The organism is Lederbergia panacisoli, from assembly GCF_024626525.1.
In the GTDB taxonomy this organism is placed as follows: Bacteria; Bacillota; Bacilli; order Bacillales; family Bacillaceae_C; genus Lederbergia; species Lederbergia panacisoli.
This window is the reverse complement of record NZ_JANJGU010000023.1, coordinates 1-15,115: the sequence shown is the minus strand read 5'-3', so window position 1 is coordinate 15,115 and position 15,115 is coordinate 1. Positions and strand designations below refer to the sequence as shown.

The 15,115-nt window shown below is 38.2% G+C and carries 17 protein-coding genes; 3 read left to right on the top strand and 14 right to left on the bottom strand.

Going from position 1 to position 15,115, the window contains the following annotated elements; translation table 11 throughout:
- Nucleotides 1-4: 4 nt before the first annotated feature.
- From NQ185_RS20285 to NQ185_RS18965, 6 genes are all read right to left on the bottom strand, one after another.
- On the bottom strand, nt 5-937 hold the full coding sequence (locus tag NQ185_RS20285; protein WP_257583642.1) for a type II secretion system F family protein: 933 nt from the start codon (nt 935-937) through the stop codon (nt 5-7).
- Nucleotides 934-2,265: a TadA family conjugal transfer-associated ATPase gene (locus NQ185_RS18985; protein ID WP_373370832.1), complete on the bottom strand. Its 1,332-nt coding sequence runs from the start codon at nt 2,263-2,265 to the stop codon at nt 934-936. The genes NQ185_RS20285 and NQ185_RS18985 overlap by 4 nt, the downstream gene beginning before the upstream one ends.
- A gap of 7 nt (nt 2,266-2,272) precedes the next feature.
- The gene (locus tag NQ185_RS18980; RefSeq protein WP_257583641.1) at nt 2,273-3,400 is read right to left on the bottom strand and encodes a CpaE/TadZ family protein; all 1,128 of its coding nucleotides are present in this window, start codon (nt 3,398-3,400) and stop codon (nt 2,273-2,275) included.
- Between the two features lie 37 nt (nt 3,401-3,437).
- Nucleotides 3,438-4,271 (bottom strand): Flp pilus assembly protein CpaB, encoded by an 834-nt coding sequence (gene cpaB, locus NQ185_RS18975; RefSeq protein WP_257583640.1) that lies wholly within the window; start codon nt 4,269-4,271, stop codon nt 3,438-3,440.
- 35 nt (nt 4,272-4,306) lie between these two features.
- Nucleotides 4,307-5,038: a hypothetical protein gene (locus tag NQ185_RS18970; RefSeq protein WP_257583639.1), complete on the bottom strand. Its 732-nt coding sequence runs from the start codon at nt 5,036-5,038 to the stop codon at nt 4,307-4,309.
- A 361-nt stretch (nt 5,039-5,399) separates the two neighbouring features.
- Nucleotides 5,400-6,263: a glycoside hydrolase domain-containing protein gene (locus NQ185_RS18965; protein WP_257583638.1), complete on the bottom strand. Its 864-nt coding sequence runs from the start codon at nt 6,261-6,263 to the stop codon at nt 5,400-5,402.
- A gap of 169 nt (nt 6,264-6,432) precedes the next feature.
- On the opposite strand from NQ185_RS18965, the gene NQ185_RS18960 reads away from it, so the two are divergent.
- The gene (locus NQ185_RS18960) at nt 6,433-6,549 is read left to right on the top strand and encodes a YjcZ family sporulation protein (RefSeq protein ID WP_213131163.1); all 117 of its coding nucleotides are present in this window, start codon (nt 6,433-6,435) and stop codon (nt 6,547-6,549) included.
- Nucleotides 6,550-6,624: 75 nt separating this feature from the next.
- Here NQ185_RS18960 and NQ185_RS18955 read toward each other — a convergent pair whose 3' ends face one another.
- The gene (locus tag NQ185_RS18955; protein ID WP_257583635.1) at nt 6,625-7,200 is read right to left on the bottom strand and encodes a uracil-DNA glycosylase; all 576 of its coding nucleotides are present in this window, start codon (nt 7,198-7,200) and stop codon (nt 6,625-6,627) included.
- 20 nt (nt 7,201-7,220) lie between these two features.
- Nucleotides 7,221-7,370: a hypothetical protein gene (locus tag NQ185_RS18950; RefSeq protein WP_257583634.1), complete on the bottom strand. Its 150-nt coding sequence runs from the start codon at nt 7,368-7,370 to the stop codon at nt 7,221-7,223.
- Between the two features lie 125 nt (nt 7,371-7,495).
- On the opposite strand from NQ185_RS18950, the gene NQ185_RS18945 reads away from it, so the two are divergent.
- Nucleotides 7,496-8,095: a DUF421 domain-containing protein gene (locus tag NQ185_RS18945; RefSeq protein WP_257583633.1), complete on the top strand. Its 600-nt coding sequence runs from the start codon at nt 7,496-7,498 to the stop codon at nt 8,093-8,095.
- Between the two features lie 39 nt (nt 8,096-8,134).
- Here the strand turns inward: NQ185_RS18945 and NQ185_RS18940 are convergent, their stop codons facing one another.
- From NQ185_RS18940 to NQ185_RS18915, 6 genes are all read right to left on the bottom strand, one after another.
- A complete protein-coding gene (locus tag NQ185_RS18940; RefSeq protein ID WP_257583632.1) occupies nt 8,135-8,311 on the bottom strand; it encodes a hypothetical protein in 177 nt (58 codons plus the stop codon).
- A gap of 15 nt (nt 8,312-8,326) precedes the next feature.
- Entirely contained in the window at nt 8,327-10,282 is a 1,956-nt protein-coding gene (locus NQ185_RS18935) for an aconitate hydratase (protein ID WP_257583631.1), read from the bottom strand.
- A gap of 236 nt (nt 10,283-10,518) precedes the next feature.
- Nucleotides 10,519-11,454 carry an alpha/beta hydrolase gene (locus NQ185_RS18930; RefSeq protein ID WP_257583630.1) on the bottom strand — a complete coding sequence of 312 codons (936 nt, stop codon included), beginning with the start codon at nt 11,452-11,454 and terminating at the stop codon, nt 10,519-10,521.
- 16 nt (nt 11,455-11,470) lie between these two features.
- Nucleotides 11,471-12,742, bottom strand: a complete 1,272-nt coding sequence (locus NQ185_RS18925; RefSeq protein ID WP_257583629.1) for an alkaline phosphatase — start codon at nt 12,740-12,742, stop codon at nt 11,471-11,473.
- A gap of 71 nt (nt 12,743-12,813) precedes the next feature.
- On the bottom strand, nt 12,814-13,677 hold the full coding sequence (locus tag NQ185_RS18920) for an aldose epimerase family protein (protein ID WP_257583627.1): 864 nt from the start codon (nt 13,675-13,677) through the stop codon (nt 12,814-12,816).
- Nucleotides 13,678-13,698: 21 nt separating this feature from the next.
- The gene (locus NQ185_RS18915) at nt 13,699-14,517 is read right to left on the bottom strand and encodes a histidinol-phosphatase (RefSeq protein WP_257583626.1); all 819 of its coding nucleotides are present in this window, start codon (nt 14,515-14,517) and stop codon (nt 13,699-13,701) included.
- 214 nt (nt 14,518-14,731) lie between these two features.
- Between NQ185_RS18915 and NQ185_RS18910 the strand changes: the two genes are divergently transcribed.
- Nucleotides 14,732-15,097 (top strand): hypothetical protein, encoded by a 366-nt coding sequence (locus NQ185_RS18910; protein WP_257583625.1) that lies wholly within the window; start codon nt 14,732-14,734, stop codon nt 15,095-15,097.
- Nucleotides 15,098-15,115 lie beyond the last annotated feature (18 nt).

Genomic DNA, 15,115 nt, shown 5'->3' with positions numbered 1-15,115 from the left:
AGAACTACACCCTTATCGTTGTTATTTTTCGAATGACAAGGAATGCGAGAAGCTGCATCCCAATAAAAATTGTTAATAAAACAAGTCCCCATTTTGTAAAAAGTGGATTTAAGAATCCTTCAATGAATAAATTCATCATCAATGCCATCATTAAGGGCATGATTGGAAGAATGAGGGCGATGAACCTAGCTTCTGCCGTTACGGTGTCGACTTCCTTATTTACCCTAGCCCTTTCCTCGAGCGTATCTGCCATAATGCTTAACACTTCAGCCAAATTACCGCCAACCCGATGCTGGATGACAATTGTACTGACAAAGATGTTTAATTCTTTGCTCGCAAATCTTTCCCTGAGCTGATTCATAACATCTTCAAAATTTGTCCCTAACCGAAGCTGCTGAACCATCCCTTTAAACTCCGGTCCAATCGGCGCCTTTAATTCCTCCCCAACCATTTCAATCCCTTGGGGTATCGTTAGTCCAGCTTTCATCGTATTGCTCATCATGCGACAAACTTCCGGCAATTGCCGATTCAACTTTTCCGTCAATTGATTTTGCCTTGACTTTAGGAAAAGCTTGGAGCCAAACCAAATGATCAAGTATGCTAATGTGATATTAATGATAAAAATGAGTTTGAATAAAAAGTGCCCCGCAAACAGAAACGCTCCAAAGAGAAGAATGCATATGCCTGCATATTCAGATGGTTTTAATAGAATATCTGCCTGGACCAACTTCTTTTTTAAATCTTCCGCTAATTCCGATCGGTCATATTTATCACCAATTAAAATAATCGAGCTTTTTCTTTCTTGATTTAACTCGGTATCAAACCATTTCTCGATTTTCTTATTCGTTTTATTCGCATTTTTATAGTTTAAAAAATAGTAAATTGAGATGAAAAGCGAAAAGAAAGTAGCACTTCCCGTTAATACAATCGCATTCACAACAACACCCCTTCCTTAAAAAGTGTCATTGGAATCTCAATCCCGCGCGATTTCATTCGGGAATATACTTGCGGCACATACCCTGTTGAAACAAATGAACCTAAAATTCTTCCATTGTCGTCAACACCATGTCGTTCGAACTTAAATATGTCATTCACTTCAATCGCACCATTTTTCTCTATGATTTCAGCAATACTGACAAGCTTTCTTTTTCCATCCGGCAATCGTTCACTTTGGACAATTAAATCAAGTGCACCGACAAAATATTGACGGACAACATCAACTGTTAGGGATAGCCCTGACATGATAACCATCGCTTCAAGGCGTCCTAGTGCGTCTTTTGGAGAATTGGCATGGACCGTCGTGAGCGACCCCTCATGTCCTGTGTTCATCGCTTGAAGCATATCAATCGCTTCAGATCCCCTAACCTCCCCAACGATAATTCTGTCTGGACGCATCCTTAGGGCATTCCTTACAAGCATGCGAATGTTAATTTCCCCCTTCCCTTCCATATTGTTAGGGCGAGCCTCCATCCGCACTAAATTATCGTGTTCAAATTTAAGTTCAGCCATATCCTCAATAATGACGACGCGTTCACCGTAAGGAATCGAACTGGATAAAACATTTAACAGCGTTGTCTTCCCACTGCCCGTCCCTCCGGAGACCAAGATATTACATTTTGCCTGTACGGCAGCTTGCAGAAATTCACTTATCTCTTCTGTAAAAGTTCCAAAATTAATTAAATCACTATGAGAAAAAGGATTTTTATTAAACTTACGTATCGATAGGACAGGTCCATTTAAACTAATTGGAGGAATGACCGCATTCACCCTACTTCCATCATGCAAACGAGCATCAACCATTGGAGAGCTTTCATCAATTCTCCGGCCGATCGGAGCAATAATTCGGTCGATAATATGGCGAATATGCTGGTCGTCTTTGAACCTTACATCGGTCTTTATTAATTTTCCTTCCTGCTCGATATAAATTTCCCTCGGACCATTCACCATAATTTCTGTAATACGGTCTTCTTTAAGTAAAGCCTCTAGCGGACCATATCCAACAGACTCATTAATGATCTGCTTTACGAGGGCTTCCATTTCCTGCCGCGGTATAATGGCCCTTTCTTCTTCAATCATTCGATATACTAATCTTTCGATTGTTTGCCGCATTTCTTTTGGTGGAAGAGTGGTGATTGTTTCTAGGTCCGATTCTTTTATTAAACGGTTTTTATAATGTCTTGCCCGTCTTTCTAGCTCCATGTCCATCACATTCCATTCATCTTGTGAATGTAAAGGATAGTCTTTAACTTTTTCGAACCATTGCATTGTTAGGTCACACTCCTTTTACAACCAACTTTTTAACCATTTTCCTCACGTCTTGTGCAGTTTTCGATACACCTTTATCGTGTTTTTTATGATAAAAAGGTCTACCCATATTGATAAAAGGCTGGATTCCGTAAAAATCAGCGCGAATACTGCCTATAATCGGCAAATCGATTAAAGTACCGATATTTTTTTCCGTCAACTCAGCTTTATGGTTATTGCGGTTGATGATGACCGATACATTGTTTTTATTACCGATTTGATAGCGATGAAAATGATTGATTGTATGTTTTAACCCGCGAACCGATAAACTATCCGGATTCAGTATGTAGTAAATATGTGTGGCCTCATTTAGGGCGGTAAAGGTTGTTGAATTAAAAGTAGACGGCAAATCTAATATGACTTGATCAAAATGATTTCTACACGTCCTTATGATTCTAGTAATCATTTCATCTGTCGCTGTTTCATTTTGTTCAGGATTGGCAGGACTCAATAAAACATGAATTCCTGTATTTTCTTCCCTAACTGCAACATTTTGTATATGGTTAATCGAAAGCTCGTTTATGACTGGGAGTAAATCCATATAAGATCTTTCCGGCTCAATGCCAAACACGACCTCAACACCGCCAAATTGCACATTAAAATCAATCAAAATGACGCGTTGATCACATTGCATTTGTAAGTTTTGCGCGACCATTGCGGCAATTAATGTTTTTCCAGTCCCACCTTTTGCACTGTAAAAAGCCCTAACGTCACCAGAACCTTCATAAGCGTAATAATCACTCGCAGAACGGCTGCCTGCAAAGTTGGGGAACGGCTTCTGTAAAACTGAAACTAACTTTTCTAATTCATTAGGAATGATCACCAACTCTTTCGCTCCAAGCTTCATCCATTTTCTAGCATTTTCAAAAGAACGATCCCTAACAAGACCGATTAAAACACTTGACATCGGAATATGAGCGGGAACAACAGCATCCAACATCAATTCGTCGATTAAAAAATATTGAATGTTGTCATCTTGTACATAAGGACCTTCCCATACGTTAGTTTCCATGACTTCAAAATTATATAAAATCCTTTTTATATCCGTTAATAATGACTCGTCTTCTGTGACGACCATGGCATTAGTACTTCTCATGTGAAACCCTCTTTTCGCACTGATTCCCTGCATTAAATTATTTTTTGTCTCCCTTTTCCTGTTTCTTTTCTTTCTTTTCTTCCTTTTCTGGCTTTTTAGCTGGACTTTCTTTTTCTTTACTAGCTGGTTTTTCAGGTGGATTTTCGTTTACTTCTGTATTTCCCTTTACCTCTTGATTAACTGGTTCTTCCTGTGCGGGAACTTCCTCATTATTGTTCTCGGAATCTAGTTGACTATAATCTGTTTCAAGTTGATTAACTCTTAGCACACGAATTTGGTCGGCTGTATTTTGCATATGGATCAGCTGCTCCGCCTGCTGAATTGTTAAAGAAACTTTAATGGCCATTCCGGTATTATTTTTATCCTCCAACTGAATCGATTCACTTTGAATGACATCGATATTGTTCATGATTCGTTTTGTTTCTATTCTTCCTTCATTATCCGATTTAAACGACGAGATAATGTCGACTTTATCACCAACAAATATTTCCTGGTCCATAATGACATTTTCTGTAGGATTCAACCAAACAATTCGGTATCCTTCCGGAATATCCACCCGCGATCGAATTAAATTCCTTGTAATCAGATCACCTTTTTTCATGTTTACGATAAAAAGATGGTCTTCCATTTCTTTTTCACTCGTCAAGAATGAAGAGACTGCACTCGATTTTGGAATGCTTAACCAATCAATCATTTCCGGGGTAATTTCTGTATAGGCCGATACATCGTTCTTCGCTACTGCTACTTTCACCGATTGCCCCATCAGTTCTTTCGCTTCGGAAACTTGACTATTGATAAACCAACCCGTCATGATTGCCAATAAAAAAGCAATCGTTAAAAAGATAAAAGCTTTTCTTTTCGCACTAATCATTGCGTTCCTCCATCAATCCATACAAGATTGTTATTCTAAATAATAGTTACTGCTTGAATATAAGGTATCCCTACAGGTAACGATGTAGCATTCGTTTGAATTTGTTTTTTTGCGTTAGGCAGTTCTTTTTCAATTCCCTTGCCGACTGCCCAAATTTCTTTCGCATCCTTTTTCTCAACAAGGAATTTCCATAAGCCATCTAAATCTCCCGATTGATGTGTCTTGATTCTTCTATTCGGAAGTATTTCTGTAAGCAGAAAAATACTCTTTTTACTCTCCTTATAAATCACACTATATTTATCCGCTCGAATGACTTTCATTGGACTTGGCGAGATAACCCAGCTTGATATTTTAGATTTCATATTCTGAATATGATTCATCACATCGTTGTAATTTGCACCATTATGTATTTTATTGAGAATTTCATTTTTAAAAAATAAATACTCGGCTTTGCTGCCCCGTATCGGAATTGGCCATAGAACCTTATTTGGCATCAGCCAATTTTGAAGCCTGTCCAACATTCCGCTGGACCCAAACCTTTCATCATAAAAATAAATGATTTTATCATGATCTTTAAATTGGTTCGTAAAATAATCCAGCTCCTCATCCATAGTAGTTTTTTTAAAGATGAGCTTCTTGGGAGAGATTCCCGGGTTTATAAACCGAATCGCGTCTTGAAGATGAGTATACTTTCCTTTTAGCGATGCTTGCTTAATCGTTTCATCTTCCTCATTAAGACTTAAAACTTCATCAACAAGTAACAACATAAAATACTCCTTATTCACTTTAGATATGTATGACTTTTCACCCTTCATTAACTAATATCACGTGTTCACAAATCGGTCAATTTAGCCCAAAAATCACAAAAATTTGCACCTAGTATTTATTTCCTAATGAGGTTAAAAAGAGACAGGTTAATTAAGGTCTATCGTAATGGTTTAACTTCATGCAAATTGGGTAATCTCGCTTTCTAGTTCCAAATAATGTAAAATAACTTTCTCCAAATCAAAAAATAGGGTAAATATAATCATTTTTCAGTGCCAGGCACCCAAACAATTCAGAATTGTTTGGGTGCCTGGCACTCGAACAATTCAGAATTGTTTGGGTGCCTGGCACTCGAACAATTCTTTACCATACGTATTCAATTAGTTTTCCTTTAAATAAATCGGTGTCTATGTTGCAGTTTTTGGCATCTATTCCGTACTGCCAGCCAAGTAGGTTTGAGTCTTTAGGGCCTTCGGGTTGGTATTTAGGTGCTTTTTTTTCAGATGTAATTCCTTTTTGGGGGTGCGCTGTCCAAAGTATCATTTTTTTCTTTAAGTCTTTTTGATTATTGGCGGCTTTGTTATATTCCGAAAACAATGCTTGTTCTTGGGAAAAGACACCATAGATTGCGGGAATATAAGACGATTTGCTCATTTCATCAAACCAGCCTTCAATAAATTTTGCATCAACAGGAAATGATGGCTCAATATCTGCAAAAATCGCTTTTCCTTTCGGAACTTTAAGTTCCTTTGCCATCGAGATCGCTTTTTCCGCATGTGATTTACCATTTTCATAGCCTTTTGCTTCCGTGATATGATTATAGATAATGAGAATTTTAATTTTATTTGAATGAAGATATTCTACTTCATCAGAGGTCAGTCCAAAGGAAACATCCTCGATATCTCCTAAATATCTTCCCCAAACTTTTGGTGTACCGAATTGCTCCTTCACACAGGCATATAACTCCTTAGTCGTAAGGCTTGCAGAATCGATGCCCCAAATAATATCATCGGGACCAATTCCATTATCCTTTTCCTTCTTTTCCTTCTTTTCTTTTTTATCATCTTCCTTTTTATCTTCCTTTTTATCTTCCTTTTCATGTTGCTTTTCTTGTCCACTTTTATTCCCAGATTTATGTTGATCACGATCGTTTGAAAAAAATAGGATGATAGGAATTAATAAGATGATAAAAATGGTTGTAAAAAAAAGAAATGATCTATTCTTCATTTTCCTTCCCTCCTTACTCATTCCAGAGTATGCAGGGGAAAAATAATGGTTATAACTTCCTATTTTCAACTTGTACGATAAAAATGGGCTTTTTACGATAGTTCATTTAACACATAGAGACAATCGACACATAGAATATGGTATCCAGATTAAAGGAGGTGCCTTTTAAATGAGTGGAGGCTTTGGAGCAGGTTACGGAGGTTTCGCATTAGTTGTCGTGTTGTTTATTCTTTTAATTATCATTGGTGCATCATTTGTTGGTGGATACGGCGGAGGATTCTATTAAGGGTTACTTCCATTAACGTATAAAAAGGCCTTTCTCTCTACGATAGTGTAGAAAGAAAGGCTTTACTTTTTATCATCATCGTAACCGTTCGTATTGTTCGGCTACTAATTTCCAATCCTGCAAAAAAGAAGCCCATAAATTCGGCCGACGTCTAACGGCAAGTGGATGATATGCCACTGCCGTATTGTAACCTTGAATATTGTGCCAGATACCGCGAAGGCTCTTCACCTCGGCATCCGCAGATTTAAAAAATGATTGAACTGCAACATTGCCCATACAAAAAACAAGACTCGGTTTAGCAGATAAAAGCTGCTCCTCTAAATGCAGCATGCAAATTTTCCGCGTCTGCTCTTTTTCATACTTACGAACCGGTCGTCTTTTTAAAATATATGTAACGTATAAATCAACCATTTGTAAGCCAACCTCATGTGCAGCCTTTTGCAATGTTTGCCTCGTCCCACAAATGGTAGGATTCCCTTCTTTATCCTCACGTGCTCCTGGATTGTCAAGGATGACCATAATTGAGGCATTGGGATTTCCTTCTCCCCACACCATGCGTGAACCTTGCTTATAAAGACCACAATCCTTACAATCGATATAACTTTCTGGAGTTAGTATTTCAGGCCACCTTTCTGGGCAAAAATTAGCCATTGTCTAAACCCCATAAAATGTTACTCATATATTTCATCTGCATTTTTATAGCGCAGCTTTTCTGATTTAATGGCTTCTTCCCTCTTATCACGATTTGTTTCTTCCTTTTCTCTCGTTTTCATTTTTTCATTGTCCCTTATATTCTTCATATCCCAATTCTCCATATACATATCAATCCTCCCATCCAATCAAAATTCCAACATATCTTTTCCAGATGTATGTATTTTATTCCTTATCACATAATACTTGTATGTTGATGATGAATGGCAAAACATAAATAAAAGAGGTTTTACTTATGGATATGGATTTGATCTGGAAAGTGTTATTAATATTCGCCATTGGCACATTATATTTGAGACTAAGTGGGAGAAAGACGATTTCCCAAATGACGATGCCTGAAGCCATTATCATGATCGCTTTCGGTACGATGCTTATTCAACCTGTAACGAGTAAAAGTATATGGACTACTATTGTAGTCGGAGCCATATTTATATTGGCTCTTGTCATAACAGAATGGATTCAAGTAAAATCTGACCTTCTAGAAACGATTATCTCTGGAAAATCTGTACCAGTGGTTGAAAAAGGACAACTGAATGAAAAAAACCTTAGAAAATTAAGATTAACAGTCGATAAATTAGAGGAACGGCTGCGTCAACTTGGTATCTCTTCAATTAGCCACTTAGAAACGGCGACAGTTGAGGTAAATGGAAAAATAGGTTATACATTAAAGCCTGAAAAGCAACCGGCAACAAAAGAAGATATTATAAATCTCATACAACTTATACAAACCGGAAAGATGAACAGCTCAATTGTTAGCAACGAATCGGATGGAAACATCTTTAAGGAAATTACGAACAAAAACCATACGGAACCTCCTTCGAGTTATTTACAATGAGCTAAAAGAAGAAGCGATACTTCACTTCTTCTTTTTGCTTCAATCTAATAATCGATTATTCTCATCCACTGACATGAGTTTGGCGGATTGTGATCCGCCACCCGCCTCAATAACTCCTTCACCTCTACATACACTGCAATTATATTGCCAGCCTTCATCGTCTGATAGCATGCCTGTACCTTCACAGGCTTTGCATGTCAACTCTCTATCCACCATTTTTACTCCCTCCAATCATTCAGCTATTTTTTGACGACTTTTAACCCAATTGATCATACCGCCCGCTAGCATCACGTCTACTTGTCTTTCTGATAAAGTATGTTTTACCTTTATGATTTGGTTCTGCCCTTTCACGCTTATTGCAAATTCATTTCCTTGTTTGATCGTCGTTCTAACATTTTTCAGTTCCAAAATATCACCTTGATTTAAGGTGTCATAGTCTAAAGGATTGACAAAGGTTAAAGGCAATACTCCAAAGTTAACGAGGTTTTGCCAATGAATCCGAGCGAAATCCTTAACAAGCGCTACTCGTAATCCTAAATATCTTGGGGCAAGTGCAGCATGTTCCCGACTTGATCCTTGGCCGTAGTTAGACCCGCCAACTATTGCATGACCTCCGTGATCAACTGTTTCCTTCCCTCTTGTGTAATAGGTTCGGTCAATAATTTCAAAAGCAAACTTACTGATTTCAGGAAGGTTGCTCCTAAATGGCAGAACGCGTGCTCCACCGGCTAAAATTTCATCTGTTGAAATATTGTCGCCCATTTTTAAAAGAATCGGGATTTCCATATAATCATGAAGCTCATCCATGGAAGGAATGGAAGCAATATTAGGGCCTTTTATGAGCTGCACGTTTTTAGCATCTTCATAAGGCAACGGTGCTTCTAATAAATTTACATCTACCGTAGGATTCATTGGTTCCTTAACTTTAGGATACGGGAAATTCATCGTTCTTGGATCTGTGATTTTTCCAGTAAGTGCGGAGACTGCAGCCGTTTCAGGGCTACATAAAAAAACACTATCCTCTCTAGTACCTGATCTTCCCGGAAAATTTCGCGGAGTTGTCCGTAAACTATTGCGCCCCGTCGCAGGTGCTTGCCCCATTCCAATACAGCCATTACACCCGGCTTGATGTAATCTCGCTCCTGATTGGAGCAAACTTGCAATATGACTTTCCTTCACTAAATCCGTCAACATTTGTCTGGAGGTCGGGTTTATATCAAAAGAAATGCCCTCAGCTATAGGTCTTCCTTTTACAATTTCTGCTGCAATCGCGAAATCGCGAAACCCGGGATTCGCCGATGATCCTATATATGATTGATAAATTGGTGTACCGGCAACCTCCTTAACTGATACGACATTACCCGGACTTGAAGGTTTTGCGATGAGCGGCTCGAGCTCTGAAAGATTGATTTCCTCTGTTAAATCATACTTAGCACCCGCATCAGCCACTAATTCTATCCAATCATTTTCTCGTCCCTGCTCTTTTAAAAATCGTTTGATTTCTTGATCAGAAGGAAAAACTGTTCCAGTTGCTCCAAGCTCTGCGCCCATATTGGCGATTACATGACGGTCCATCGCACTTAATGTTTCAACGCCAGGTCCATAATATTCAATAACTTTTCCAACTCCACCTTTTACATCGTATCTACGAAGCAGTTCCAAAATCACGTCCTTTGCACTTACCCAATCAGGAAGCTTGCCCGTAAGCTTGATTCCCCATACTTGAGGCATTTTTACATAAAAAGGCTCACCTGCAATCGCTAATGCTACATCAAGTCCTCCAGCACCCATCGCGAGCATACCCATGCATCCGTTTGCACAAGTATGGCTGTCTGATCCAAGCAAGGTTTTTCCCGGCTTAGCCAGCCGCTGCATATGAACGGGGTGGCTCACTCCATTTCCGGGGCGGCTATAGTAAAGGCCAAATTTTCTTGTTGCACTTTGTAAAAACAGATGATCATCAGGATTCTTGCTGTCCACTTGAATGAGATTATGGTCGACATATTGGGCGGACGCCTCCGTTTTAGCCCGTTCCAATCCCATCGCTTCAAGCTCCAACATAACCATCGTCCCTGTCGCATCCTGAGTTAACGTTTGATCAATTTTCAAGCCAATTTCAGACCCTGGAATCATTTCTCCCGATAAAAGATGTGACTGAATTAATTTTTGCGTAATATTTAATGCCATCCAGCTACCTCCTAAAAAAATACACTCTTTATTACGGTACTTCATAATAGGATTGTTTATTCATACTTTATATGGATTGATAGAGGACTAACTACAAATTCTGTACTAGATATGAAAACAGATAAAAAAAGCCGACCAAAGTCGACTTATTAGCTGTTATATAGGGGAGATAATTAAAAAGTATTTCTGTTTTATTTCTGAATTGAACCCGTCATTTTATGGTTACGCATGTTTAGTTACTTATGAAGTTGATTTATTATCCACTGCTGAACAAGCCGATATACTTCATCTTTATTAACCTCATTCAACATTTCATGTCTACCGTCTTTAAAAAGGGTCGAATCAATATTCAATAAACCCATTTTTTTATATTGCTGGATTACTTGCTGTACTTTATTGCCCCCAACAGGATCTTTATCACCACTAAAAAATAACATCGGCAAGTCCTTCGGGATGGATTGATTCAGTTTTGGATTATGAATTTTTTCTAGTCCTTCAAAGAGATCATAAAAAAACCCCGAACTACAAACGAAGCCACAACGTGGATCAATAATGTATTTCTCTACCTCATTACTGTCACGCGAAAGCCAATCAAATCTAGTATTAGGGTTTTGTATGCCTTTATTGAAAGAACCAAAGGAAAGGCGATCAAGAAATGGGCTTGGAGTTTTGGGGCCTTTTATGCGACCTTCCCACTTAGCGACTCCCTTTCCTATTTTCCCTGCCAAACCAGGGCTTCCAGCTGTACCAGAAAGAATCACACCTTCGACGGAAGCAGAATATTTCTGTATGTATCTTCGAACTAAAAAAGATCCCATACTATGCCCCATTAAAAATACTGGGGTGTCACGGTAATCATTTTGTATGGACTGGTTGATATGATAAAGATCATCGACAACGCGATCAAATCCATCTTTTTCAGCAAGAAAACCAACTACACCAGCCTTCGCCCCAGTTTCTCCGTGGCCACGATGGTCATTTCCGTAAACAAAAATCCCATTCTGAACAAGATATTCTGCAAATTCATCATACCTATCTATATGTTCAGCCATCCCATGGGCTAGTTGAAGAATGGCGGCAGGTTCAGCATCCGTGTCTATCCATCTTTTAACATAAATTTCAATTTCATCATTCATCTTTAACCAATCGCTGGAAATTTTCGTAATGCTCACCCCTAACTCTATATTACTACGGAAAATTCACTCCCATTACCTTTGCCATCATTTTCGGCAAATCCGTATTATCATGCAAGCCTTTAAATAATTCCGATCCCGGTCCAAATGCATACACAGGAATGTCAACGCCTGTATGCTGTGAAGTCGTCCACCCTATAAGCGCTCGTTCCGATACGATTCTATTTATAGCTATGACTGGTTTATCAGCTTGTTCTATTCTCTTTACTTCTGCTTTAGTCAAATCAATTCCTGCATGTTTTTTCAATATTTCTTTTGCATTGCTGCGATTTTTATCCAATTGCATTTCCATGTAACGGCCAGAGGATTTTACCTTCCGCAGTACATCTAATTTTGCATCATACTTATCATATGCTCCTACAGACATGCCGCCATTATCATGATCACCCGCTATAACAACAAGTGTATTTTTATCTTTTTTAGCAAAATCTACTGCAATCTCAACTGCCTTTTCAAATGCTTCTATATCTTTCATCGCCCATGCAGGATCATTATCATGCCCCGCCCAGTCAATTTGGCTGCCCTCCACCATTAAAAAAAATCCTGCTTTGTTTTGATTCAACATCTTTAATGCCACCTTCGTCATTTCCTCAAGACTTGGCTCACTTGTTAAGTGGCGGTCCAGTTCAGGAACCATCCCCTCAATTGCAAAAAGACCAAGCAATTTTTGCGGCATTTTCACATTTGATAACTCAGTTTTATTCGTTACGATTTCATATCCTTTCTGTTTCCCACTTTCCAATAAGGAAGTAAAATACGTTTTTCCTCCTCCTAGTAGAACATCAATTTCATTGTCCAAATATTGCACCGCTATTTCGGACTCATCCTTGCGCGATATTACATGGGCTCCAAATGCGGCCGGGGTGGCGTATGTTATCGTCGAAGTCGCAACAAGTCCAGTTCCTTTCCTTGCTTCTTTCGCAACTTCCAAAATTGTCTTTATTTTTTTTCCGTCTGGAGCTATGCTGATCATTCCATTGTTTGTCTTAAATCCCGTCGCCATCGCGGTTGCAGCTGCGGCGGAATCCGTTACAGGGGTATTGGCGGAATAGGTTCGGTGCATTCCGACCAGCATCGTATCCCAAACCGCTTCTTTTCCTTTATACAAACGATAGTTGGTCGCATACGACGCGGAAAAACCGTCTGGAATCATGAAAATGACATTTTTAACTTCCGCATTCTTCTCAGCATGGACTTGCAGTGTTGGAAAAATTGAAAAAATAATAATAAAGAAAATAAGCCAGATATGTAAAAATCGTTGTTTCATTTATACAACCTCCTTATTTTATGTTTTGTAGAGGAGGGTTTTTTATACAAAAAGCAGTAGACCAAGTTGATCTACTGCACACTTACGTTTAAAAATGTTTTTAATGATTCGCCTTTCCCGATCGAATACAATTCTTCTTTCCGATTCATTTCATCTGTTTGTGCCATCCATGGTTCCACGCACATGAAATCCTGCCCTTGTTCCGTCCATAAATACACATATTCGAATTCCTCGCCATAGTTAATTGTAACCTTTTTATTAATTTCTGGGAGACTAAAAGCGATTTTCTTTTCCTCGGCATCTAGGAGCACAAAGGATTCTTTTTTGTCAGTTAAATCTAATCCATTCGAAACACTTTTAACTACATCATCATTATCATCACGATACGTTTTTGCATCCGTTTCGTAATCAAGATTTTTATCGGATGTTTTAAAATACGGATGGAAGCCCGCATATATAGGCATTTGAACATCAGATTTATTCACATATTCCTGTAAAATTTGGAGCTCGTTGTCCTTTAAAATATATGTATAAATGACTTCAAATTCGAATGGATATGCGCTTTTCGTTTCTTCATTGCTTGTTAAGCGGATTGTAATTGAAGCTTGATCTTCTGTATTCGTATCAATGACTTCCCATGGAAGATTTCTTGCAAAGCCATGGTTTTTCATATTATAGACGGTACCTTCCCATTCGTATTGCCCGTCATGCAATTGTCCAGATATCGGAAAGAGAATAGGAATTCCTCCTCGAACATTTGCGTTCTCATCCAAAAACGTTTTTTTATTTAAAAATAACGTTTCTACTCCATGAACACCAAACGATGTAATGATGCCACCTCTTTCAGGCGCCACTTTTACCCAAGAGTTCGACTCTAAATCTTTTAAATGATAAATCGTGAATTGTTCATCTTTTTCCTTCAAAATTTCGTACATTCATAACAACCTTTCTGCAGATCATAAAGTAGTAAGATATCTTTTTTTCTCTCTAAAATAAGCCCACTCTTTGAATCCGATTTCTTTTAATTTTGCTTTTACTAATTCAAAATCATCACCAACCCGCTCAGGATCATGAGCATCGGAGCCAAATGTAACCTTAACCCCATGATACAGAGCCCGTTCAAGAATTTCATCAGCTGGATACCAGCCGCCACAATCTTTAGTTTTTCCCGACGTATTGATTTCAATCGCCACATCATGTTCAGCAATAATCTTCAAAGTGCGGTCGACTACATCCGTTTCAATGGATGAAAAATCTGGATAAAATCCTTTCATCGCGTCAATATGACCTAAAATTTGGAATACACCACAGCTTGCCGACTGTTGAATCAGTTCGTAGTATGCTTCTTTCGTACGAACTCTTTCCTTTTCAGTCAAACCATCCCAGCGCTTCTTTTTGAAAATACTTACCCCATCTACAAAATGAACAGATCCAATGATGTAATCGAAAGGATAACCATCGAAATATTTGCGGTATACGTCAATGTGGTCTGTAAAATAATCCGATTCTACACCTAAAAGAACGTCAATTTTCCCTTTATACTCCTCTTTTAGCTGTAAAACTTCCTTCACATATTCAGGAAATGTACTTTTCGCCATCGCAATCCCGGGATGAAGCTGATCTTTTTCACTCGCAAAATAAGGAGAGTGGTCGGAAATACCAATCATATCCAATCCCTTTTCAATTGCCGCTTCAATATAATCCCTAATATTGGCACGTGCATGCCCGCAACGGAAATGATGGGTATGAAAATCAAATTTTAGATGGGAGTTCATATAATTCCTCCAATTCAAATAACTGTTTCTACAATACTATCATACTGCAAATGAAAGCAAAATTCCGTTTATGTGCATTTTATTTCAAAAGGATTCTTACTTTGTTAAGAAAAAAATTCACATTAATCTTATCAGAATAATTAATTGTCCGTGATTGATTACTATAATACAATATAATTATATATATTTTTATGTACTTAACGGAGGAATACAATTGGAAACTATAAGAATTTCACTACCTACAGCTTTTATGATAGAAACATTAAGAGCTAACGGAATTACGGATGAACAAATACTTAATCAAATCAAAAAAAAAGATATAAGCCCTTGGAGAAAAATAGAAACAACCTTCGACTTCCAAGAGCTTATCAACCTTTCAACTGTGATCGATTTTCAATCCATCATTAAAAATGGGTATTCAGTAAAATTTATGACCATTAACGGACTTAAAAACCTATTACGACTAAAATTTGATTACTGCCACTTGAATTTACCACCTCTGCCATATTATTTACCACCGAATGACAAGAAACTTACCACCGTTTGCCAAACTATTTACCAACCTAAACCTTCTATATAATTAGTGTGCATGCCAATA